Origin of the sequence: Paenibacillus sp. FSL R5-0407, assembly GCF_038009185.1 — a bacterium.
GTDB lineage: Bacteria > Bacillota > Bacilli > Paenibacillales > Paenibacillaceae > Fontibacillus > Fontibacillus vini.
This window is the reverse complement of the sequence record NZ_JBBPAX010000001.1, coordinates 1,209,762-1,231,356: the sequence shown is the minus strand read 5'-3', so window position 1 is coordinate 1,231,356 and position 21,595 is coordinate 1,209,762. Positions and strand designations below refer to the sequence as shown.

The 21,595-nt window shown below is 37.9% G+C and carries 26 protein-coding genes and 3 pseudogenes; 25 read left to right on the top strand and 4 right to left on the bottom strand.

All coding sequences use genetic code 11. The annotated features are described in order from the left end of the window. Positions 1-1,148: 1,148 nt before the first annotated feature. The gene (locus NYE70_RS06055; RefSeq protein WP_290408643.1) at positions 1,149-2,069 is read right to left on the bottom strand and encodes a hypothetical protein; all 921 of its coding nucleotides are present in this window, start codon (positions 2,067-2,069) and stop codon (positions 1,149-1,151) included. A gap of 521 nt (positions 2,070-2,590) precedes the next feature. Between NYE70_RS06055 and NYE70_RS06050 the strand changes: the two are divergent. From NYE70_RS06050 to NYE70_RS05985, 14 genes and pseudogenes are all read left to right on the top strand, one after another. Further along, positions 2,591-2,710 (top strand): annotated as a pseudogene (locus NYE70_RS06050) (GNAT family N-acetyltransferase); the annotation flags it as partial. A gap of 267 nt (positions 2,711-2,977) precedes the next feature. Then, positions 2,978-3,607, top strand: coding sequence for a GNAT family N-acetyltransferase (locus NYE70_RS06045; RefSeq protein ID WP_341045368.1), 630 nt, complete (start codon positions 2,978-2,980; stop codon positions 3,605-3,607). A 295-nt stretch (positions 3,608-3,902) separates the two neighbouring features. Next, positions 3,903-4,181, top strand: a complete 279-nt coding sequence (locus tag NYE70_RS06040; protein WP_341045367.1) for a DinB family protein — start codon at positions 3,903-3,905, stop codon at positions 4,179-4,181. Between the two features lie 9 nt (positions 4,182-4,190). Continuing rightward, on the top strand, positions 4,191-4,382 hold the full coding sequence (locus NYE70_RS06035; protein WP_341045366.1) for a hypothetical protein: 192 nt from the start codon (positions 4,191-4,193) through the stop codon (positions 4,380-4,382). Positions 4,383-5,330: 948 nt separating this feature from the next. Then, the gene (locus NYE70_RS06030; RefSeq protein WP_290408646.1) at positions 5,331-5,807 is read left to right on the top strand and encodes a metallophosphoesterase; all 477 of its coding nucleotides are present in this window, start codon (positions 5,331-5,333) and stop codon (positions 5,805-5,807) included. Positions 5,808-6,255: 448 nt separating this feature from the next. Continuing rightward, the gene (locus tag NYE70_RS06025; RefSeq protein WP_341045365.1) at positions 6,256-6,954 is read left to right on the top strand and encodes an MBL fold metallo-hydrolase; all 699 of its coding nucleotides are present in this window, start codon (positions 6,256-6,258) and stop codon (positions 6,952-6,954) included. Between the two features lie 160 nt (positions 6,955-7,114). Further along, positions 7,115-7,570 (top strand): NUDIX hydrolase, encoded by a 456-nt coding sequence (locus tag NYE70_RS06020; RefSeq protein WP_341045364.1) that lies wholly within the window; start codon positions 7,115-7,117, stop codon positions 7,568-7,570. A 221-nt stretch (positions 7,571-7,791) separates the two neighbouring features. After that, the gene (locus NYE70_RS06015) at positions 7,792-8,265 is read left to right on the top strand and encodes a GNAT family N-acetyltransferase (RefSeq protein WP_290408665.1); all 474 of its coding nucleotides are present in this window, start codon (positions 7,792-7,794) and stop codon (positions 8,263-8,265) included. 196 nt (positions 8,266-8,461) lie between these two features. Beyond that, a pseudogene (locus NYE70_RS06010) lies at positions 8,462-8,977 on the top strand (DinB family protein). A gap of 324 nt (positions 8,978-9,301) precedes the next feature. After that, positions 9,302-9,892 (top strand): AAA family ATPase, encoded by a 591-nt coding sequence (locus tag NYE70_RS06005; RefSeq protein ID WP_290408668.1) that lies wholly within the window; start codon positions 9,302-9,304, stop codon positions 9,890-9,892. Positions 9,893-10,098: 206 nt separating this feature from the next. After that, on the top strand, positions 10,099-10,491 hold the full coding sequence (locus tag NYE70_RS06000; protein WP_341045363.1) for a VOC family protein: 393 nt from the start codon (positions 10,099-10,101) through the stop codon (positions 10,489-10,491). 64 nt (positions 10,492-10,555) lie between these two features. Then, positions 10,556-11,023, top strand: a complete 468-nt coding sequence (locus tag NYE70_RS05995; RefSeq protein WP_341045362.1) for an SRPBCC family protein — start codon at positions 10,556-10,558, stop codon at positions 11,021-11,023. Positions 11,024-11,095: 72 nt separating this feature from the next. Then, positions 11,096-11,623 (top strand): GNAT family N-acetyltransferase, encoded by a 528-nt coding sequence (locus NYE70_RS05990; protein ID WP_341045361.1) that lies wholly within the window; start codon positions 11,096-11,098, stop codon positions 11,621-11,623. 56 nt (positions 11,624-11,679) lie between these two features. Further along, positions 11,680-12,102, top strand: a complete 423-nt coding sequence (locus tag NYE70_RS05985) for a GNAT family N-acetyltransferase (RefSeq protein ID WP_341045360.1) — start codon at positions 11,680-11,682, stop codon at positions 12,100-12,102. A gap of 471 nt (positions 12,103-12,573) precedes the next feature. On the opposite strand, the gene NYE70_RS05980 is transcribed toward NYE70_RS05985, so the two are convergent. Next, the gene (locus NYE70_RS05980; protein WP_341045358.1) at positions 12,574-12,903 is read right to left on the bottom strand and encodes a class I SAM-dependent methyltransferase; all 330 of its coding nucleotides are present in this window, start codon (positions 12,901-12,903) and stop codon (positions 12,574-12,576) included. A 157-nt stretch (positions 12,904-13,060) separates the two neighbouring features. Between NYE70_RS05980 and NYE70_RS05975 the strand changes: the two genes are divergently transcribed. The 5 genes from NYE70_RS05975 (at position 13,061) to NYE70_RS05955 (ending at position 15,672) form a co-directional block, all read left to right on the top strand. Continuing rightward, entirely contained in the window at positions 13,061-13,777 is a 717-nt protein-coding gene (locus NYE70_RS05975; protein ID WP_341045357.1) for a HEAT repeat domain-containing protein, read from the top strand. Between the two features lie 3 nt (positions 13,778-13,780). Further along, on the top strand, positions 13,781-14,128 hold the full coding sequence (locus NYE70_RS05970) for a hypothetical protein (protein ID WP_341045356.1): 348 nt from the start codon (positions 13,781-13,783) through the stop codon (positions 14,126-14,128). Positions 14,129-14,294: 166 nt separating this feature from the next. Beyond that, a complete protein-coding gene (locus tag NYE70_RS05965) occupies positions 14,295-14,720 on the top strand; it encodes an NUDIX hydrolase (protein WP_341047529.1) in 426 nt (141 codons plus the stop codon). A gap of 139 nt (positions 14,721-14,859) precedes the next feature. Next, positions 14,860-15,369 carry a GNAT family N-acetyltransferase gene (locus NYE70_RS05960; RefSeq protein ID WP_341045355.1) on the top strand — a complete coding sequence of 170 codons (510 nt, stop codon included), beginning with the start codon at positions 14,860-14,862 and terminating at the stop codon, positions 15,367-15,369. A gap of 36 nt (positions 15,370-15,405) precedes the next feature. Then, positions 15,406-15,672, top strand: a complete 267-nt coding sequence (locus NYE70_RS05955; protein WP_341045354.1) for a hypothetical protein — start codon at positions 15,406-15,408, stop codon at positions 15,670-15,672. Here NYE70_RS05955 and NYE70_RS05950 read toward each other — a convergent pair. Then, a complete protein-coding gene (locus NYE70_RS05950) occupies positions 15,664-16,884 on the bottom strand; it encodes an IS256 family transposase (RefSeq protein ID WP_211020084.1) in 1,221 nt (406 codons plus the stop codon). The two genes, NYE70_RS05955 and NYE70_RS05950, sit on opposite strands and share 9 nt — an antisense overlap. 128 nt (positions 16,885-17,012) lie before the next feature. On the opposite strand from NYE70_RS05950, the gene NYE70_RS05945 reads away from it, so the two are divergent. After that, positions 17,013-17,573 (top strand): phosphotransferase, encoded by a 561-nt coding sequence (locus NYE70_RS05945; RefSeq protein WP_341045353.1) that lies wholly within the window; start codon positions 17,013-17,015, stop codon positions 17,571-17,573. Positions 17,574-17,636: 63 nt separating this feature from the next. Next, the gene (locus tag NYE70_RS05940; RefSeq protein WP_341045352.1) at positions 17,637-18,692 is read left to right on the top strand and encodes an ankyrin repeat domain-containing protein; all 1,056 of its coding nucleotides are present in this window, start codon (positions 17,637-17,639) and stop codon (positions 18,690-18,692) included. A 57-nt stretch (positions 18,693-18,749) separates the two neighbouring features. On the opposite strand, the gene NYE70_RS05935 is transcribed toward NYE70_RS05940, so the two are convergent. Next, positions 18,750-19,124: a hypothetical protein gene (locus tag NYE70_RS05935; RefSeq protein ID WP_306434221.1), complete on the bottom strand. Its 375-nt coding sequence runs from the start codon at positions 19,122-19,124 to the stop codon at positions 18,750-18,752. A 183-nt stretch (positions 19,125-19,307) separates the two neighbouring features. Here NYE70_RS05935 and NYE70_RS05930 point away from each other — a divergent pair. The 4 genes and pseudogenes from NYE70_RS05930 to NYE70_RS05915 form a co-directional block, all read left to right on the top strand. Beyond that, positions 19,308-19,382, top strand: a pseudogene (locus NYE70_RS05930) (GNAT family N-acetyltransferase); the annotation flags it as partial. A 180-nt stretch (positions 19,383-19,562) separates the two neighbouring features. Continuing rightward, a complete protein-coding gene (locus tag NYE70_RS05925) occupies positions 19,563-20,336 on the top strand; it encodes a class I SAM-dependent methyltransferase (RefSeq protein WP_341045351.1) in 774 nt (257 codons plus the stop codon). A gap of 162 nt (positions 20,337-20,498) precedes the next feature. Further along, positions 20,499-20,978 (top strand): NUDIX hydrolase, encoded by a 480-nt coding sequence (locus NYE70_RS05920; protein ID WP_290408680.1) that lies wholly within the window; start codon positions 20,499-20,501, stop codon positions 20,976-20,978. Further along, positions 20,971-21,594: a chloramphenicol phosphotransferase CPT family protein gene (locus tag NYE70_RS05915; RefSeq protein WP_341047528.1), complete on the top strand. Its 624-nt coding sequence runs from the start codon at positions 20,971-20,973 to the stop codon at positions 21,592-21,594. Before NYE70_RS05920 ends, NYE70_RS05915 begins: the two co-directional genes overlap by 8 nt. The last annotated feature ends 1 nt before the right edge of the window (position 21,595 follow it).

Below are 21,595 nucleotides of genomic sequence, written 5' to 3'. Positions count from 1 at the left end.
CCCACGGAACCTATAGTTTCGTGGGCTTAAATCCGTAGTTTAACCGTTGTATAAATATTTTACAATTTAATCAAGCCAACCATAGGTATTATGTAACTTTTGAAAATGATGTGGTGGCGGTCACTAAGGCCAAGGGAGCCGAGAAGGCCGAAAAATGTGCAATATTCCCTTGCCCATATCAAATTTAAAGAGGTAATTCACAACCTTCCTCCATAGCCGTCCCTTATGGGAAGGCATTTTTAATGATGTATAGCCGAAAGTCATAACATATATTACTTTCATTTAACCGAATACTCCACATCTAGTTGTACGCGAAGTTGACATTCAAGCGTACCGCTCATACCCTCCCCCTGGGCAACCGTGATCCCAGCGGCTCAAGGTGTGGATCGGGAAGGCTGCCGCTGCCTTAGTAAATGGGTGTACATAAAATAAGGAGTTGATTGGATGGATTTGAGGAGGATTTACAAAGGATTCTTCGTATTTGGCTGCATTCATTCGGCATCAGCGCTAATCCTGGCGCTATGTAATTACTATCTTCCAGCGGCTATATTGGTGGTAACTGGCGCGTGTTTAGTATGGTCGGCAGTGTCGTACAGAAAATGTTACATTGAGTCACTAAAACTGTCTCGATAGGAGCTGGTGCTTATGGGGTTGGAACACGAGTTGCTTAATCAAATGCCTTGGTATCATAAACTCTGTTTTATTCCTGTTGATGTTGTCATTGTTTACTGTGTAATTGAAGTGTGGAATTATTCGAAATCTATACTTGGTCGCTAATAGGCGGATATTTTGCAGGGAAATACCACTTGATGTCGAATAGTGATGTCGGGAGGATGAATATAAGAGACTTACGCAAGTAGATTTGTGGAATACATTGCAAGGAGACAAAATTCTTGGTTTGTTTGGTGTTTTATTAATCTGGGCATTGTTATGTGCTGGTGTAGCTAAACAACTTTCTCTTAGCAAAAAATCGGCCGGCTTTGTTGCTTCGGCAGAATGTTTGCTAATCTTTTATTTCTGGATGAAATATATAATTAAATTTTGAAAGTGAAAATAGTTACCTGGACTAAAGTGGGACTGACCCCCTTTGGGCTTCAAGGGTTTTTTTATGCCATATCATTACATGACGACTGATATTGTTTATCTTGCTATTGGTTTTCCGTCATTTTTTTGAAAATTGGATAATTGTGAATTGCAATTCCGTTGAAGCCGCTGTGTTCCAGATAATAATCGATGATCGTATTTAATTGCTGGTTCATATAATGTATACCTTTATCATAGTACGTAATTTCATTAGGGATACTGCCGCCGTTGGGTGGGCTGGTCTCTGCACCGATATAGATGCTCTTGCCTATGCTTGCGGCGTAATCGGCTTCCGCCTGGGCAGCACGAATCTGTCTTTCGCCCGTGTCACGATATGCCATGACAGTTGCGGTATCTACGATGTCTAATACGAAATAACTCAGCGGCTTTCGTTGTCCGCCGGTCTCCACAATAACCGGGTTTTCCCCATTTGCATACCAGCTCGGAATGGCTGCATTAAACTCCAGTGGATCCTTGCTTTCGGCAATTTCCTTCGCGATCCGTTTCAATAGCTGCAGATATTGATAGCTTACCGAGCCTCTCTTGGTCTTGAATTCAGGCAGGGTGTGCGGCTCAACATCATATTGGATTCCGTCAAATGTGTTATTAGGATGAGATGCATTGAAGGAAAGAACTTGACGAACTTCTTCCAATGCTTCGCGATGTTTGCCTTCCAGCGCCCAATTCGCTCTTCCTACTACAGCAAACACCCTAATTCCTTCTGCATGCGCCCTTTGGATTAGTTCATCATACGTTGCCGGTTGATCCGGCAGCGTTTTTCTCGTCCCAATAAACAACAAGTTAATCTCATGTTCATTCAAAAAATTGAGCAATTGGCTGATCTTATCCGAATCGGATGCCGCTTCATAAAAGTCCCAGGCCCATAAAGCTTTAGAATGGCTATTGTCCGCTCTAGCCAGCGAAGGGAACAGGTTCATTACCGTAAGACAGAACGCTAAAAAAAGGATGGGTGCCTTGTTTCTCATCAGTTGTTCTACTCCATTTCTTATATAAAATTATTTTCCTCCTATACACAAAGACCACATTATCATAAAAATGCAGTCAGACGAATGATCTGTTGGGACTAAATAAGGTTTATGGACTTAAGTAGCAAGCATGAAGGGGAAACAGGTTAAGGAGTGAAAGGATCAGATGCAGGAGGCTGTGAATTGACGGTCAAACAGGACCAAATTATCAGGATCACTTGAATTGGAGGATTTAGCAGCTGTTCGTCTAATATACATATTTGTAGATTATTATGAAATCGTAAATTAGAGCGAGTGAGGGGAATTAGTGAATTCGGGGAAGGGACGTTATGTGAAATTCCTGAAAGAAATTAATATTAGAAATCAGGTGAAATCGAAGATGATTAACTTAAAAGATTATATAAATCAAAAGGAACTAATAAGTTTACTATCCGAATGTATATATCCAAATGAAGAACGAGTACTACAAGAATATGAACAGTATAGAAATGATAAATCAAGAAAATTCAATAAGGAGAATTGATGCCGAAACCGATATGGATGCAGTAGATTTTTATAGAAAAATCGGTTTTCAAATAATAAGGTTAGGGGAAAAGTATCCCGGAATAGAAAGATTTAAATGCATTTTAACAAAGGACTGATTTTGAAAGCAGATACAAGAGGTCAGGAACTTCACATAACACCATATTCACGCTGTGGGGCTATCGCCCCTTGGTTGCCAGATGTATAATCATGGAAGAAGCTCAGACAACAAACGACCCAGCCTAAGATAAGAGCTATCTAAGGCTGGGTCATTTCGTGAATACAAGAACTTTATCGGAAAGATACGCAGTAATTATCTAAACCTCACAAGAACAAAGGCCTAAAAATCATTGAAAAATATTATCAAAAACTGGAGGATAACCATTATGGATTTTGAAATCAAACCTTTAACACCGGATCTTGCTGAGGAATTCTTTGACTTTTTCGAAAACCGGGCATTTACTGACAATTCTCCTATGCAACCATGTTTCTGTTGCCGTCCTCAAATGACTAAGGAACAGGAAGAAGTAGAACTAATTGAACTTATTAAGGCTAGCCCTGGGGTAATGCCTCGGGACATACCCAGTTTTAAGTCTACGCTTCGCTATATTGCTGAACAGCAAATTTTATCCGGTGTCTTACAGGGATACTTGGCATTTGAAGGTGAAGTATCGATCGGGTGGTGTAATTCTAACAAGAAGGATAATTACTCGACACTAGGTATAGATGAGGAAATCAGACATGCGTATAAGGGTAGTCCTAATGAAAGAATAAAGTCCGTATTATGCTTTGAGATTGCACCCAATTATCGTAATAAAGGTGTTGCTTCCGCTTTGCTTACTCATGTATGCGAGGATGCAAAGGCTACTGGCTTTAATTTGGTTGAGGGGTATCCTCAACTTCGAACCCAACGTGAAAATTTTGATTTCGTTGGTCCGGCCCGTTTATATGAAAAAGTCGGGTTCGTAAAAGTGGCTGAGCAAGATAATATTGCAATTATGAGGAAAATTCTCTAAAAGCACCTCAAATAGATAATTTTGAACATATTAAACAGATTATTGAATGATTCATAAATCATATTCGAAGAAGGCGTATCCATCCGATAACACCGTATTCACGCGGCGGGCCTGAAGGCCCTTGGTTTGCAAGGGGCATTTCGAGGAAGCGAATTCAGCAGACAACCCTGCGAGGCTAAATGGCGGAGCCACCCGACGCTTGCGCGCCTTAAGCCTCTCGGGTTCGTGAATACCTGAAAGTTATCGTATAAGCTATCATTTACTCAAAATATTACAAACTCAAGGGGGTTCTAGTATGGAAAGAAGGCATGAGGTCTTGTTCGAGCAATTGAATACATACCGGGAAGAATTACTGGAAATGGTAGCGGGGGTATCTGAGGAGGAGGCAGAGATTATACCAAGAGGATTTAATAATAATATTCGGTGGAATCTTGGTCATATCTTTGTGGATCAATACTTATGGATACGAGTGCTTACGAAAGACGAAATACCTATTCCTATGAAATTCATTGAACGGTTTGGATATGGTTCAAGTCCTTCCCGGTTTAATGAGGAAACACCGACATTTTCTTAGCTCATTCCGATGTTACAACAGCAACCGGTTACCATCCAGGAGAAGTATCAGGACCGTTTGGAGGAGGAGTTTGCCCCTACAGAAATGGGGATCCATACAATTGAGCAAGTACTAATCAGAACAATTTACCATGAAGGACTGCATTTGAGTGCGATCCAAGCAATTAAACGGCAGTTGGACAGTAAAGCAGGACGTAATTAATTCGATGTCTCGTAATATTAACAAAAAACGTTATAGTTTCTCAATGAAGGCAACATCTTCGTTTAACACCGTTGTTCACGCATCGGGCATTCGCCCTCGATCCCGGAAGTGGATTCAGACAAATATAAGCTGTGGACACATCCAATGGACGTCGTGAACACAATAACGTTATCTGAAACAACTGCAATATGGTAATGTAGGTAATCTCGAGGAGGTAGAATGAAAAACAAGATATTTCTGTTACTTAATTTGATAGTAATTTTATTTATATTTCTATTTGGAAATTCGATGACTACTACTCCAGGACACATTTCTGGGAATGGAAACCCAGCTATTCTGTTATTATTTCCTCTTCTCATACTGTTTATTTTATTGATAGTTCAATGGAAAACTCTCTTTAGAAAATGGAGAGTAAGTCAAACTAAAAAGATAACAGTGCTTGTTTTAATTTTTATCCATTTTATTGTAGGAATATATTATCAAAGCGTGAGTCACGGTAAATATCGGGAATTCCTTGCTAAAGTATATCAGGATCAGTACGGAAGTATAGATTGGGTGTACATAAATAGTATAACTTCAGGATTTTCAATACACATAAACAACCAATTTTTCAATTTGAATATTTATTTTCTGTTTGTGAGTCTATCCATTTTTATGTGGATGATGAGTAATCTGATTAAGAATCTTATAAAACCAAAGAAAGACTAATGAATATATGGGCACCCCAAAGAAGGCATTTGCATCTGATAACAATGTGTTCGCGCATCGGCGGACAAGCCGCCTCGGTCCCGGAAGATAAGTCGAGGAAGTGAAGCCGGGACACATCCGCACCACCTAACCGCTTTGCGTCCGCTCACTACGTTCGCTTAAGGTGGTGGGACGTCGTGGATACAGTCACGTTAGCTGAAATCCCCTGAGAGCTTAAAACGTTTATAGTTAGGAGATTCTATGAAACGAACAATTATGATTAGCGATATTCATGGCTGTATCGATCAATTAAATCAGATGTTGCATATTACCCAATTTAATTCGATTGATGATCAGTTGATTTTGCTTGGTGATTATGTAGATAGAGGGCCTAATAGTAAAGCGGTAGTTGATAAAGTAATCGAATTAGTAAGTATGCATAATGCCATTGCTTTACGAGGCAATCATGATCAACGATTGGTTGATTTAATAAATAATGATAGCGCATTGATTCGATCTAAATTTATTGAACATGGGGGAGTACAAACCCTCCAAAGTTATTGTGAATTCAATATATTTAATAACGAAATCTCTAATGAGATATTTAACCAGGCGAAGGATACAATTAAGAGTTTTTTTGGTCACCACATAGACTTTTTAAGTGAACTACCTTTATATCACGAAGATCATAATCACATTTATGTTCATGCGGGATTGAATCCCCATTTTATAGATTGAAAGAACCAGCCAGAACATGATTTTATGTATATTAAGGATGAATTCATTCGACATACTTTTGAGGATCTAAACAAAAGAGTTGTTTTTGGACATACAAGAACTATTGATATACATGGCACATCAGATATTTGGTTTAGTAAAGACAAGATAGGAATTGATGGCGGATGTGCATATGGAATGCAGTTGAATTGTTTAATTTTTCAAGAAGGATCGTATATAACGGAACAGATAAAGAACTGTTGAAAGTTAATCCAGGGAGCGGGAACATCACCTAACATAGTATTCACGCTTCGGGGCTTTCGCCCCTCGGTTGTCAGATGTATAATCATGAATAAGCTCAGACAACAAACGCCCCAGCCTATGATAAGAGCTATCTAAGGCTGGGGCGTTTCGTGAATACAAGAACGCTAGATGAAACAATTGCCAAGATCAAAGGAGAAATAGCGAAATGCAATTGTATGCCGTAAAGTTCGGAGAATCGTTATTAAGCTCTAAATATATTTTTCGAGATGAATCTTCAGAAAAGTTAATTAGGATTTCATGGTCATACTACATAGCTAAGCATAATAATAAAACGATATTATTTGATGTTGGATTTCGAGACCCAATTACAGCTAATGAATGGGGAATAGAACTGTGTAATGTCAACGAAGAAGTAAAGAAAATAATAAACCTAAATCGCGTTGATGTTATTTTTATTACTCATAGTCATTTTGATCATATTGATAATATTGACTTGTTCCCTGATGCACAAATAATCATTAGTTACGAGGAATATCTTCATGCTTTGAAAAGTGTAAACCCCAATGTTAAAAATAGACTTCTTAAAGAAAATGTAGTGAAAATAAAAGATGAATATTTGTCTGAGGATAAATTTAAGTTTAAGGTCATAGGAGGGCATACAACCGGTTCATCTGTAGTCTATTTTGAACATAATAATAAAGATTATGTAATTACTGGGGACGAATGTTACACTTGCGATAATCTAATAAAAACAAGACCAATTGGAGTATATTCGAGTTCAGAGAATAATAAATCATTTATTAATGAAGCTTTTGAGAAGGGGTATATTTCATTACCTTACCATGACATAACAATCTTTCAAACACATAATAAAGTATCCAATAATATTGTCCAGATCTTTTAGTATGTATCTAAAGGAAGCAGGCGCCGGACAACCCTGCACTGGCTAAGTCCGACAGACCCCGGTGCTGCGCCTCTTAAGCCTGTGAGGGTTCATGAATAAGGGGACGTTATATGAAATCACAAGTAATAAGAATAAAAAGCCGATTTTAGGAGGATCTTTTGTGGGATATATCATGGAGCTTCGAAAGTTGGTTGGAACAAGACCCATAATTCTGGTTGGCGTGACAGTTATAGTTAAGAACTCAGAAGGACACTTATTACTACAGAAGAGAACGGATAGTTATGACTGGGGAACAATCGGTGGCTCCCTGGAACTCGGAGAATCATTTGAAGAAGCTGCAAGACGTGAACTTTTTGAAGAAGCAGGATTGAGAGCTGAAGAATTAAAATTTATTACTAATCTATCTGGACAAGACTTTTATTATAAATACCCTCATGGTGATGAAGTTTATAATGCAATAGCTGTATTTGAGGCGATTAAGGTACAAGGAATACCAACAATAAATGATGATGAAGGACTTGAATTAAGATATTTTTCACTTGATGAATCAATAGAAAACCTAAATTCAAACAGTTATATGATTCTAAAACAATTAGGATATGTAAGGAATTGGTGAGAGTCTAATCATTGTAGCTTGTGACATCATATAACACCGAATTCTCGCTGTGGGACTATCGCCCCTTGGTTGTCAGATGCATCATCATGGAACAAGTTCAGACAACAAACGACCCAGCAAAAGATAGGAGCTATCTAAGGCCGGGTCGTTTCGTGAATACAAGAACGTTATCTGAAATATTGTTAAATCGATAAATTCACTTTAGAAAGTGGTGGTCATGGATGATTCAAATAAAGAAATGCACACTTGATGATTATGATATCGTTGAAAATTTATTTAAGAGACTGATTAATGAAATTATTATTAAGACAACAGGAGATCCGAGTCTGTTTAGTTTGTCTGATACAAGAGAGGCATTTAATCAAGGCATGGAACAAGGAATTTACTCGGTGTTTATGGCGATAACTGGTGGTCAAACAGTAGGTTTTATTTCAATGTGCGAAAGTTTTTCTCTATACACTGACGGTAGATTTGGAATTATACAAGAACTATACGTACTTGAAGATTATCGTTCAATGAATGTCGGTGGAGAATTATTAAAGTTTGCAGTAGATTATGGCCAGGAGAAAGAATGGAAACGACTTGAGGTATGCACGCCACCTATACCAGAGTTTGAAAGAACATTAAGGTTCTACAAGAAGAATGGATTTTCAATTACAGGTGGAAAGAAACTAAAGATAATGATAAGCGAGTGAGTTGTTCAGTGAAGAACATGACTTCAGCTAACACCATATTCACGATTTAGACATTGGCCCTCAATCCGGCAGGAATTAGATGAGGATTCGGAGATGCATAGGCAGATTAGAGACTACTATTTATTTCATGAAAATAAAGCAATATACTATGAAAGTGAGAGATCAGAGAATATCGACTAGGAGGAGGTAATTGTTGATGAAAAGACCTGTACAGGGAAAGTATCCGGATTTTTATGATGCTTATATAAAATTGGTGCCTGAAGGGAATATTCAAAATATTCTCGCAGAACAACAGAAGGCTGTAGAAGATTTCATTCCAACGATACCGGATTCCAAGGTGGATTTCCGTTATGCTCCAGGAAAATGGAGCTTGAAGGAAGTATTTGGGCATATCATCGACACGTAACGGATTATGAGCTACAAGCTTCTCCGAATCGCCAGAGGCGACAAAACACCACTTGCCGGATTCGAAGTGAATGCCTATGTAGAGAACGCCTATTATGATCAGCGCAATCTGGCTAATCTGCTCGAAGAATTCGTGTCGGTGAGAAGAGCGACCCTGTCGTTAATAAACGGATTAGCTGAGGTAGCGTCGGAGAGAGTTGGAGTCACTAATGATAAGCTGGTTACAGCTCGTTCGATAGCATTTATAATTGCGGGGCATGAACTGCACCATTTGAATATTATAAAGGAACGTTATTTGGCGTATTGATAGAACTAAGGATTAAGTAATTTATGAATTGAGTTATAGAGGACGAGAAAGGACACTGAACTGAAGTCAGTGTCCTTTTAGTTGAATGCTTTATTAGAACATTCAGGAAATTATGTAGACGATATGGGCTAAGTAAAATGAGCAAGCGAAGAAGCAATAAGAAAGTAATATTGTGCCTAGTCGAATTGGCGTGTGGTACAATCAGGAAAAGGAACCAATAAATTAGTTGGAGTAATAGGTAGGTGTATCGGAATAGGGTTGTGTAGAAGATAGAGATACGCCCTATATAGAGGCACCGCGTACATCAAACGAGAGGTGAAGCAATTGATCTTATGGATTAACGGCGCATTTGGATCGGGTAAGACTACAATTTCTTTCGAATTGCATAGAAGAATACCGAATTCGTTTGTTTATGATCCCGAAAACGCGGGTTATTTTATAAGAAAAAATGCACCAAAACAAATCCTGAAAGAAGACTTTCAGGATCATGTTATATGGAGGGAGATTAACTACTCACTTCTTAAAACTATAAGTAATGAATTTCCTGGAATAATCATTGTTCCAATGACTATTGTAAATCCTCAATATTTTGATGAGATTATTGTTAAGTTAAGAACGAATGGAATTGAAGTTTACCATTATACATTACTTGCAAGCCGCGAAACATTATTGAAGCGATTGAGAAGTCGTGGAGATAAGAAGAATTCATGGCCTGCAAAACAAATTGACAGATGCATCTCTAACTTATCTCAGGATGTTTTTAAAAAACATATTTATACGGATAATCTAAAAATAGACGAAATAATCAATCAGATTGCTAAGGAATCTAACATTGATTTGCATCCCGATAATAGAAGCTTCATAGAAAAGAAAATGGATCAATTAATAACAAAGATAAAACATATAAGATTTTAAAGTAAGACGAAGAAGGCAATAACATCACCTAACAACAAATATTCACGATGTCATGGCTACCGCCCCTTGGTTGCCGGATGTATAATCATGGAAGAAGCTCAGACAACAAACGCCCAAGCCTAAGATAAGAGAGCTATCTAAGGCTTGGGCGTTTTGTGAATACAAGGACGATATGAAACCCCGGAAAAATCATAAAAGAAAGGACGTTGGAAATTTTGAAATTTACTGGAGTGTGTTTAATTACGGATGATGTAATCAGCCTAATGGATTTTTATAAGAATTTATTACAAGTTGAGGCCGTAGGGGATGAAGTTACAGCACGCTTAGGTGTCGAGGGGAGCTATCATATTGATATTTGTTCCAAACAAGGGATGGAGAATTTGGTACCAGGCAGTACAAGTGAAATTGGTCATGGTGGATGTACTCTTGAATTTGAAGTTGATAATGTTGATGAAGAATATGAAAGACTTAAAAGTCAAAACATCAAATTTATTAAACTCCCCAGTACTTATCCTTGGGGAAGGAGATCGTTTTGGATTCAAGATTTGGATGGAAATATAGTAAACATATTTACAAACGTAAATATGGGCATTGCATAACACTGTATTCACCTCAGCAACACAAAGTGAAAAACCTAAACAAACATCGCGAAAGGAAGATTACATGGAATCCTTTAACCAAGAACCGGTTGTAAAATCTGAAATGCTTATTAGAAAACCAGTCGAAGTAGTATTTGAAGCCTTTATAAACCCAGAGATTACAACGAAATTTTGGTTCACTAAAAGTAGTGATCGGTTAGAAATTGGAAAGCGTATTCTTTGGGAATGGGAAATGTATGGCGTCTCGGATGAAATCTACGTGATCGATATCGAGAAAAACAAACGGATTCTTGTTGAATCGTCGGATGGAACTAAGATCGAATGGCATTTTACCCCAAGAAGTAATCATGAGACTTTTGTTTCGATTGAAAACTACGGATTCACAGGAAATACTGAGGAGGTCTTAAACCAATGTATTGACTCAATGGGAGGATATACGATAGTACTGTGTGGACTAAAAGCTTTCTTAGAGCATAAAATCATACTTAACCTAGTCATGGATAAAGCTCCTGATGCCCATGTGAGCAAATAGTATTAAGGATAAGTTCAAAGACTGAGACATTCTATAACAATGACTAAAAAATGATGGAAACTAGGTGTCCCATTGATCCTTGAAACTAAGAGACTTATTTTAAGGGATTTCTATAAAGAGGATTGGATAAAAGTTCATCAATATTGTTCGGATGAAGAAGTCACTAAATATACTTATTGGGGACCCAATTCTGAAGATCAAACAAGGGAATTTATAAATAAGAATATTGGAAGCCAACATATTGTCCCGAGAACGAATTATGAATTGGCAGTAATAGATAAATCTAATGACGAACTAATTGGAAACTGCTGTATTAACGTGGACGGATCTAATGCAGAGATTGGATATTGTATTTCTAAAAATTATTGGGGTTGTAGGTATGCGACAGAGGTTTCCAAAGCGCTTTTATCATATGGATTTAAAGAATTAGGGATACAACGTATTTATGCTACATGCAGACCAGAAAATTTGAGATCTGCAAGGGTTATGGAGAAAATCGGAATGAAGAAGGAAGGACATATCCGAGAACATTTCTATACCAGAAATAGATGGTACGACTCCTATTTGTATTCAATAATTAAACTGGATGTCGAAGGTTAACAACGATTAACGGATTCTGTGTAAGAATTTTAATACAATTGTATAGGGGGATTCTTGTGGAGGTCTTTTTCAAAGAATATCTAATAACGGATGAAAAGGAGAAAATAAATAGGCAAGTAGTTCTGGACTACTTGGCCCAAAGTTACTGGGCTAACAGAAGAACACCAGAGCGTATATTAAAATCTATTGACAACTCACATTGCTATGGAGTGTACCATAATGAAAAGCAAATAGGATTTGCACGGGTGGTCACCGACGAGGCAACAGTTTATTACTTATGTGATGTATTTGTAATAAAAGAGTATCAGGGGCAAGGCATCGGAAAGAAACTGATTGAAATTATTACTAAGTCAGAAGAATATGAATGGATGACAGGAATACTGGGGACCCTAGATGCCCATGGATTATATGAGCAATATGGTTTTGAGAGAGATTCAGAACGTTTTATGAGAAGGATACCTCAAGGAAGAGAAACATAGTTTGTAGATGTATAAATCATGAAGAAGCTCAGGCAACAAATGACCCTGCCTAAGATCGGAATTATCTAAGGCTGGGTCATTTTTCGAAAACGATATATAGCTACCTTTTTACTTAATCCATTTTTCTAGCGAACATTACAACAAAATTATTGTATTTGTAAATACAATCCGCTTCTGAGAACCCAGCGTCAGTTAGCCATTGTAACTGTTGATCAAGTGTAGACATTCTATCAAGTTTTGTTCTCTCAATGGCAGATGAGATCTCGGTTTGGTCAAGTCCAGAATTATGAATGTAATTTAGCCAATCCGCTTTGTATAGGTTATCTAAGTACTCGGTGGTTCCGAGCACTTGATCAACATTTATGAATATGCTGCCTGGGTTCATAATGGAATACAACTTCTGAAATAATTCTTGTTTTTCATTATCGGTCAAGTGGTGTATAGAGAGTGACGATATTACCAAATCAAATTTTAACTGTATTCGAATTGCGTGTAGTCACTTGCGAAATACTTAATGTTCGAGTGAACACTGAATCTTGTTTTAGCAATTTCAAGCATACCCTCAGATAGATCAATCAGTGTCAGTTTTGACTTGGGGTATTTTTGAAGAATAAAACTGGATAAGAGTCCAGTTCCTGCACCTAAATCCAGGACGGTTGGAGAATCATTCTTTGTAACAGCTAAAGCAGTAGCAGTTCCATAGAGATCTTCAAAGCAAGGGATCAGTTTTTTTCTTTGCTCGTCGTACTTAGAGGATATATTATTAAATTGCTGTTTTATGTCGAACTTGTCATTCATCATATAATCAGCCCCTTACTTATTTTAACTTCATGGTATAGTAAAACTAAATCAATAACCAATATTTGTAACCGATTAAACCGATAGGCTGTATCTATAATAGTTAATCGGCCGGCCATAACGTGTAATGGGGAGAAGTCATTTTTTAAGGAGCGGATTTATGTTTATAGATCTTTTAAAAAAACTCAACATCACATTACCTGTTGAATTAGTTGAGGAATTAGAAACTCACAAAAAGAAACAGAAGGATCAAATTTTCTTTTTAAGATTAATGGAAAATGACGAAATAATTGAAGTAGCAGAGTTTATGTCTGAAATTGAGGTTTATCAAGATATAATTCCTTTATGGACAGATGATAATTCGAACTATATAGGCTTATATATTCAGGGTGCATGCAAATACAGGATATGTTATATCAATCATGAAGAAACGGATTTATCGCCAGGTTTTAGAAGTATAAGTTCATTTATAACTAAACTAGAACTGCATCCTAACTTTGATTGGGAAGAAGTGGAGAAAGACTATCCTTCAGAAATTGAAATTAGTAGTACTGATATGGATGAAGACCTCAGTTGTATTGATGAGTTAAACAATTTGATAAGTTCTAACCAACTCGAAAATGATGATATTCGTTGTCAGTATATATTTTCAATCATGGCTTTGACACCAATAAAACATCTTGAATCATTAATAAAATATTTAGATGATGAAGATATGTATGTTCAAGAGAGAGCATGTGAGATGATTGGTTATCATAGATACATTCCAGCCAGAGAAAAGTTATTAGAGGTTTCCAAAAATGGGATGCATAATGGGAAATTAGCAGCCAAAAGAGCATTAGCAAGAATAAGAGAAAAACAAAAAGAAGAGATTTGAAAAATGGAGTTTATCCACGAAGGTTTTACGTGTGATGTTGATACTTTTTATCATAATCAAGATATTATTATTAGATTTTATGATAGAACCAGGGAGCAAGAAGAGAGTGATATTATTAATTTGGTTTTTGTAGATCCTGGTTATGGATATCTGCTTATTAAAAATAAGGGCGAACACTCAGCTCTGTTAAGTGGCTTTTTAGATGAGGATGTATTTAGTACCGATGAAATAGTTGATGCTGCAATCAGTTTCATTGACAATTTATCTCCTGATTCAAAGAATAAATATATGCCCTATCATATAGAAAGATTTAAAAAAACAAGTTTTGTTGAATACAATGGTGAGTATTAAGCGTATTTACGTTATATAATCATGGAAGCAGCTCAGACAACAAATGACCCAGCCTACGATAAGAGCTATCTAACGGCTGGGTCTTTTCGTGCATACAAAGGCGTAAGATGAAACCTGAGGATAGCATATAAAAATTAAAAATAAAAAACTTTTAAAGGAGTAAATGATGAATCCTCCAAAACATATCGTTTCTGCAGCTGCCGTTGTAATTAATGATAAGAATGAATTGCTGCTTATTAAAGGACCAAGAAGAGGTTGGGAAATGCCTGGAGGACAAGTTGAAGTTGGGGAGTCCCTTACACAGGCAGCAATCAGAGAAACAAAAGAAGAGTCAGGAATAGACATAGAAATCATAAAATTCTGTGGGATTTTTCAGAACACTGGAAATTCCATTTGTAATACTTTATTTTTAGCGAAGCCGATTGGTGGGGAACTAATAACAACAGTGGAGAGCTTGGATTCCGGATTTTTCCCAATAGAAGAGGCACTAGTAATGGTTAGTTGGAAGAACTTTAGACAAAGAATAGAGTTTTGTTTAAACCCTGAAATTCAGCCATTTTGTATTGAGTTTAATGACGAGATGAATATTTGATAGTATTTCACTTAAGCCGAAGGCATCATCTAACAGCATGTTCACGCATCGGGAATAAGTGCGATCGAAGCATTAGATATATATCTGGATGAAAAAAGAAATCGAAGGTTTTAGTGTTGGGCCGTAAGGGAGGGATTCGATGGAAATTAAAAATTCAAATATTCAGATCGAAGTTCACCGGGCAACAGAAGAGGATAGTCAGGTCATCCTTGATCTTTGGAGAGGATCTGCTGAATGGTTACAATTAAAAGGAATTAATCAATGGAATCCGGATGATTTTAATATTAATCAAGTTCATGAATGCTTCAGCAAAGGGTATGAGTTTTATTTAGCTCGATTGAATGAAGAAGTCGTAGGAACAATATATATTTGTTGGTCGAATCCTGTTTTATGGGGAGAGCTTGATAATAACGAATCAGGATATATACATAGATTTGCGGTAAATAGAAACCATATCTCGAGGGGAATAGGAAGACAATTAATTACTTGGGCTGAAGATTATATTAGGGGTTCAGGTAAGGGCATTAGACTTGATTGTATGGCTGAGAATGCTAGATTGAACCAATATTATCTTGCTCTCGGATATAAACATATAAAGCTCTTAAATTGGAGTAACGGGTGGAAAATTAATTTATATGAGAAGAAGTGATGATAGTAAATAACAGATTGCTCGAGGAGGATCAACTTGAACCATATTGGACAGGGTAGGACGGCTGATATTTTCGAATATAAAGATGATAAAATCATAAAGCTTTATAAGAAGGATTTTCCAGAGGATGCCATAAATCAAGAATTTCTTATCAGTAACTTCGCTTATTCTCTTGGTATTCATACTCCCCAACCGTTCGAATTAAAGGACATCAACGGTAGGCAGGGTAGGGTCTGTCAAGATTTTTGTGTAAACTCATTGTCAAGCAAATCCCCCGAGGGGGATTTGGCGTTTCTAACGTAAATAGTTACTGATGCGATCCGGAAAGAAGACGGATAGCTGGAGTAGCATTTGCCCCCAATTTTGGACACGACCTGTCCATTTACGAGTAACATCCATTGTGGCTAGGTAGAGCATTTTAAGCAAGGCTTCATCGGTAGGGAAAATGCTTTTTCCTTTGGTCACTTTACGAAGCTGCCGGTGGTAGCTTTCAATCATGTTGGTAGTATAGATGAGTTTGCGGATCTCCGGCGGGTATTTGAAAAACGTTGAGAGCTCTCCCCAGTTGTTTCTCCAAGAGCGAACAATGAGCGGATACTTGGTGCCCCAAACTTCCTCGAACCGATCCAGTTCAAGCAGGGCGCCTTCTTCCGTGGCTGCTTTGTAAATCGGCTTCAAGTCAGCGGTGACTTTCTTAAGATCTTTGTACGATACGTAGCGAGTGGAATTACGGATCTGGTGAATGATACACTTTTGGATTTCGGTCTTTGGATAGCAAGCTGCAATCGCTTCAGAGAAGCCACTTAGGTTGTCCACACAGATAATAAGGATATCTTGGACCCCTCGATTTCGAAGGTCATTGAGTACGCTGAGCCAGAACTTGCTGGATTCGTTCTCGCCAATCCACATACCCAGCACATCCTTATTCCCATCCAGATCAATTCCGATCACCATGTATGCAGCTTTATTTACAATAGCTCCGTCCTGTTTCACTTTAAAATGAATCGCGTCCATGTATATGACCGCGTAGACACCTTGAAGTGGCCGATTTTGCCATTCCTTGATGAGAGGTACGATTTTGTTCGTAACATTGGATATGAGTGTAGGCGAGACTTCGATTCCGTACAGATTTTGGAGATGATCCTGAATCTCCCGAGTGCTGACACCTTTAGCGTAAAGAGCTATAATCTGATCTTCGATTCCGGTCACATTCTTCTGATGTTTCTGTATAACCAAGGGCTCAAACTCACCCAAACGATCCCGAGGGACCATGATTTCTTGCTCACCGTACTCGCTAACCACTGTCTTTTTACTCTTGCCATTCCGGCTATTGGGTGTTACTTTGGCTTTAACTTCATGCTTCTCATATCCAAGATGTGTATCGAGTTCTGCCTCCAACATCTCTTGAATGGTCTCTGCAAACAACTCTTTCAAAGCGTTCTGTGCATCTTGAGCCGTTACCAGTTTGTTCTCCTTAATGAAAGCTCGTAATTGCTCTTTTGTCCAAAGTCCCATGTGTTCCCCCAACCTTTCTATTACTTTCCATTTTAGTAGAATTGGGAGTTTACACAAATTATTTTACAGACTCGCAGGGTATTATTTTTCAACGTATATCTGGTTTAACTTTACTAAAAATGATGACTATGAAGCCTTGGTCCATCAATAAACATTCCAGAACATTAGCGACATTACATTCTGAATTGCATACTCATGATGCGGCTGGAGCACTAAAAAAACAGAAGTTAGTACTTAGTGGAAACATAAAAGCTACCCCACTCCTTACAGAAGAAGAGAAAGTGAAGATAATCAATTATTTAGAAAGTCTACCTGACGATAATAAGCTTTGTCATGGTGATTTTCATCCGGATAATGTGCTATTTGACGGTGATTATTGGATTGTTGATTGGATGACTGGAATGTCAGGTAATCCCGCTGGTGATGTTGCTAGGACTGTTCTTCTTTTCAGCCTTGGTTCGATGCCAGATGGTACTCCCGGTATAATTAAAACTTTCGTTAATTTTCTAAGGAATAGGATGAAGTCTGAATACATAAAGAAATACCTCTCTATTACGGGAAAAGATTTCTCTGAAATTGATAAATGGGTTTTACCAATAGCTGCAGCAAGATTAGTAGAGTGGATCCCTAAAGATGAACAAGACGGATTAGTAACCTTAATAAAGGATAGATTGAGGGCGATTTCTTAGAAAGGCGCTACTGCGTTTAAGAAAGCAGGGAAACAACACTCAACTAGAGGAGAGAGAGCATATATGGGTAAAAAGAAAAAAAACTTACCGAAAAATTTTGATGAGCTTATTGATGCAGGCGATATATCAGCATTAAAAGAGGTGTTTACCAAATGCGAACTGGATGCCCGTGGCGGTTATAGTAAATCAACAGCCTTGAGCTTTTACCAAGTACCGAATGAATTGGTTAGCTGGCTCGTGGAACAGGGTGCAGATATAAATGCGAGAGACAATTACGGAGCAACGCCTTTGCACAAACATGCAATGAGTTGGTGTGGTAATACGGAGCTGCTGCTTGATTTGGGTGCGGATATAGAAGCCGTTGATTATCAAAACGAGACCCCCCTATTTGCCGCAGCAGGTTCTTTTAAACCAAAAGCGGTTCTCACCTTGGTTACTAAAGGAGCAAATATTGGCGCAAAAAATAAGATGGGCAAAACTCCATTAGAAAAAGCTTTGGCAATGTGCAGGAACGCTGATATTGTCAATGTGGCGGAAGTTGCCGATATTTTGCTTAAAGCTGGAACAACCATTACACAGGAAATGAAAGACTCTGTAAAACGAATCGGAAACGACTTTGAGTTTCACAGAGAAGGCTTTAATAAGGAATATTTAAAACAAACCGATGAGGCACTTTTACGGCTATATGAGCTATTTGATGTTCCACCAGTCGAGAAGCGGAAGACGCACGACTGGGCCTCCCCAATAACTGTGTCAACAAAGGGATGGGAGGCACAACATAATGAACTCTGGAATTTACTTATTCCTTCAAAAGGACATGCAAAAACCGTCCAGGGTGAAGTTATCCGGATCACCGGTAAAGTGTCATATGAAATTTTGGATAATGGCGGTATTAATTGGGATAACCAATTTCGTAAAATGCTCAATAGTTTGATACATTACTTTAGCTTGGGTACACCATTAAAACCTGCTTTACTTCAGGAGGCAGCAACATTAGCTCAAGAGCTACATAACGGAAATGGTAATGATGAACCTGCGAGACTGTGCGAACTGGCGGTAAGTTGGGTACTCAGCAATCCGAATCCTATTGCTATGGAACAGCCTGAATATAAGCGATAAACAAATACCCCAGCCTATGATAGGAGCTATCAAGGCTGGGGTACCAATCGTTTGAAATTATTGTCTTATAACAAGAATGTCTCTAGGTGGTCTACCTGTGCTTTGGATTTCAGCGATCTCCGAGTTAGTAAGATTGCGGCCAACTAATATGAACGAAGATGTGACGTTATTGAAGTTGAAATTGCCTAAGTTAGCTACATTTTGACTGCCCCGGAACACGCGGAAGGACCCTTGAAAGTTAGTACCCGAAAACAGTACCAGTGTTACTTGGGAACTTTGCACATTGTTTCTGAGCCTGAAGCTTGACAGCGCGTTGTTAAACCGGAACGCTCCAAGATCACGAACTGCGACCCCACCGCGTCTAAAGAGAATCCGACGACCCGTAAAATTGGTACCTGACCATAAAGCAAGACGCACATCACTGTTTGCCAAATATATCACTCCTTTTCAAAGGTTGATATAGCATATTGCAGTTTCTAAGAATCGGTGTAGACAAATAGAGCAGGGTGATAGTTTGATTTTTTTATTGGAAGAATAATGAATGAGGATAGATGTGGCATTGGATTCTGATTATGAATTTATCATTAATAGAGATAGGCACGTTACTCAGCATACGAGGGTTCTCAACATTTTTATAGGAAACTGGGGTACAAAGATATAGGCTGTTTGTTACAAAAGAATGATCCCTAGGAAGTGATACTGTCTAAGGAGCTTTAATGGTTTAATAAAAATTTAATTCATGCTTCAAGGCTGTAACACCGTGATTATCAGTTGTATAATCATGGAAGAGGCTCAGACAACAAGCGCACCTGCCTAAGATAATAGCTATCAAGGGTAGGTGTGTTTTGTTGCATGAAGGGTGGTTAATAGATGCCGATCGATTTTCATGACAGTAGAAATCAATCAACGTATACAACTCGTGTAGCCGAAGAACAATGGCTGCGGACCATTGAAGAATATGTTGATTTCAAAGGAAAACATGTACTTGACGTTGGTTGTGGCGGAGGTATTTACTCCAAAGCATTTGCTTTGTCAGGCGCAGCGCATGTTACAGCAATGGACTTTTCCGTGGAAATGTTAAAAGGTGCGAAAGAAAATTGTAAAGATGTAAATAATATCAGTTTTATACAAGGGAGTGCCCTAGATACAAATTTAAATGAGCAGCAATTTGACATTTTGTTAGAACGAGCATTAATTCATCACATTGCTGATCTTACGGCATGTTTCCAAGAAGCCAACAGAGTGCTTAAACCAAATGGAATATTTATTATTCAAGATCGCACACCGGAAGATTGTGCCCTTCCAGGAAGTGAGACGCATATCAGAGGTTACTTTTTTGAAAAGCATCCTAAATTAATTGAAAAAGAGAGCATTAGGCGCTACTCCAGTCATAAAGTTAAAACAGTATTAGAACAAACAGGGTTCCATAGGATAAAAGAATTCCAATACTGGGAAACAAGAAAAACTTACAATGATTTTGACCAACTAAGAGATGATTTATTAAACAGAACTGGACGGTCCATATTGCATGAATTGACAGATGATGAATTAATGGATCTGGTTAAATTCATAGAAACTAAAATAGGTCACTTGCAACATATAAATGAAAGAGATAGATGGACTATATGGATCGCAGAGAAGTAAAGAAGTCGATAAAAAAACGATCGGCAATTGAAAAATCAGGGTGCGAGAGACAGCGCAACTATAGTCTGCTAGGAGTTTTTTAATGATAAGCAGGGGCAGCAACCATCAGATTAATCGAATCGTTATAAGTACTAGGCGCCAAAAATTCGAAAGAGGTATACTATGTTTTCAAAATTAATTAACCTGATCCCTAGAGATTGGCTTGTTACTATGTATAAACACATGCCGTTTACCGGTTTAAAGAATTGGATTGTTTATCGTGCGCAGCATAAGTTTTTAGTTGCAGTATTGGGGATAATTACAAATGATAAAGGACAAATTCTACTGCTTAAACATGAATATAGAGAAAAACCATGGGGAATCCCTGGTGGCTGGATGGAATTAGAAAGTCCTGAAGATGGCTTGGAGAGAGAAATCAGTGAGGAAACAGGACTTAAAGTGCAAATTGCTGGACTAGCAAAAGCGATATATGGGACAAGACCGAATCGAGTCGATCTGATATTTAAAGGGAAGATCCTCGAGGGAACCTTTAAACCGAGTTCGGAAATATCCGAAATTTGTTATTGTGAAGTAGATCATTGGCCAGTGGGATTGCCGGCTGAACAAATAAAGTTAATAAAAGAAATACTAAGTGATGGTTAAATGGGAAACCAAAAGGGAGATTAATATGATGAATACGGGGACAGTGATTTTCCTGAATGGCACTTCGAGTGCAGGCAAAACCAGTATTTCTAATGAGTTAATGCAAATACTGAATGAAGATTTCATATACCTCTCTGTCGATAATGCCATTGCAGGTGTAAATGATATGTTGATGAGTATGTTTGGTAAACAGATAACTAGGGATGAAATTAGAACTATCGAACATGAAGAGATGATAGAAAATCCAGTGATATCTCTATTCCATCATTATATTATGGCTTTTTCCAGGATCGGAAAGAATGTAATAGTTGATCATGTGTTAATCGATCAATTGTGGTTAGAGGAATGCATTAAGCTGCTACATAATACACAAACATTTTATATTGGTGTCCATTGTCCGCTTGAAGAACTCGAACGAAGAGAACGGGAAAGAGGAGACAGACCAATAGGGTTGGCCAAAGCCCAATTTGAAATGGTTCATAAGCATAGCAGATATGATTTCGAAGTGAACACAAGTGATAACTTGATAACTGAATGCGCAAATATGATTAAGGATTTTATAATTACAAATCAACCTAACGCTCTTAAAGAACTAAAAGTGAAAATGAATTTGTGAG

Coding starts and splice junctions, on each gene's coding strand:
- NYE70_RS06030 (WP_290408646.1), top strand. CDS start 5,331: ATGAAACGAACAATTATGATTAGCGATATTCATGGCTGTATCGATCAA.
- NYE70_RS05995 (WP_341045362.1), top strand. CDS start 10,556: ATGGAATCCTTTAACCAAGAACCGGTTGTAAAATCTGAAATGCTTATT.
- NYE70_RS05950 (WP_211020084.1), bottom strand. CDS start 16,884: ATGGGACTTTGGACAAAAGAGCAATTACGAGCTTTCATTAAGGAGAAC.
- NYE70_RS06025 (WP_341045365.1), top strand. CDS start 6,256: ATGCAATTGTATGCCGTAAAGTTCGGAGAATCGTTATTAAGCTCTAAA.
- NYE70_RS06045 (WP_341045368.1), top strand. CDS start 2,978: ATGGATTTTGAAATCAAACCTTTAACACCGGATCTTGCTGAGGAATTC.
- NYE70_RS05965 (WP_341047529.1), top strand. CDS start 14,295: ATGAATCCTCCAAAACATATCGTTTCTGCAGCTGCCGTTGTAATTAAT.
- NYE70_RS05940 (WP_341045352.1), top strand. CDS start 17,637: ATGGGTAAAAAGAAAAAAAACTTACCGAAAAATTTTGATGAGCTTATT.
- NYE70_RS06040 (WP_341045367.1), top strand. CDS start 3,903: ATGGAAAGAAGGCATGAGGTCTTGTTCGAGCAATTGAATACATACCGG.
- NYE70_RS05980 (WP_341045358.1), bottom strand. CDS start 12,903: ATGATGAATGACAAGTTCGACATAAAACAGCAATTTAATAATATATCC.
- NYE70_RS06015 (WP_290408665.1), top strand. CDS start 7,792: ATGATTCAAATAAAGAAATGCACACTTGATGATTATGATATCGTTGAA.
- NYE70_RS06055 (WP_290408643.1), bottom strand. CDS start 2,069: ATGAGAAACAAGGCACCCATCCTTTTTTTAGCGTTCTGTCTTACGGTA.
- NYE70_RS05960 (WP_341045355.1), top strand. CDS start 14,860: ATGGAAATTAAAAATTCAAATATTCAGATCGAAGTTCACCGGGCAACA.
- NYE70_RS05945 (WP_341045353.1), top strand. CDS start 17,013: ATGAAGCCTTGGTCCATCAATAAACATTCCAGAACATTAGCGACATTA.
- NYE70_RS05915 (WP_341047528.1), top strand. CDS start 20,971: ATGGTTAAATGGGAAACCAAAAGGGAGATTAATATGATGAATACGGGG.
- NYE70_RS05970 (WP_341045356.1), top strand. CDS start 13,781: ATGGAGTTTATCCACGAAGGTTTTACGTGTGATGTTGATACTTTTTAT.
- NYE70_RS05925 (WP_341045351.1), top strand. CDS start 19,563: ATGCCGATCGATTTTCATGACAGTAGAAATCAATCAACGTATACAACT.
- NYE70_RS05975 (WP_341045357.1), top strand. CDS start 13,061: ATGTTTATAGATCTTTTAAAAAAACTCAACATCACATTACCTGTTGAA.
- NYE70_RS06035 (WP_341045366.1), top strand. CDS start 4,191: ATGTTACAACAGCAACCGGTTACCATCCAGGAGAAGTATCAGGACCGT.
- NYE70_RS05920 (WP_290408680.1), top strand. CDS start 20,499: ATGTTTTCAAAATTAATTAACCTGATCCCTAGAGATTGGCTTGTTACT.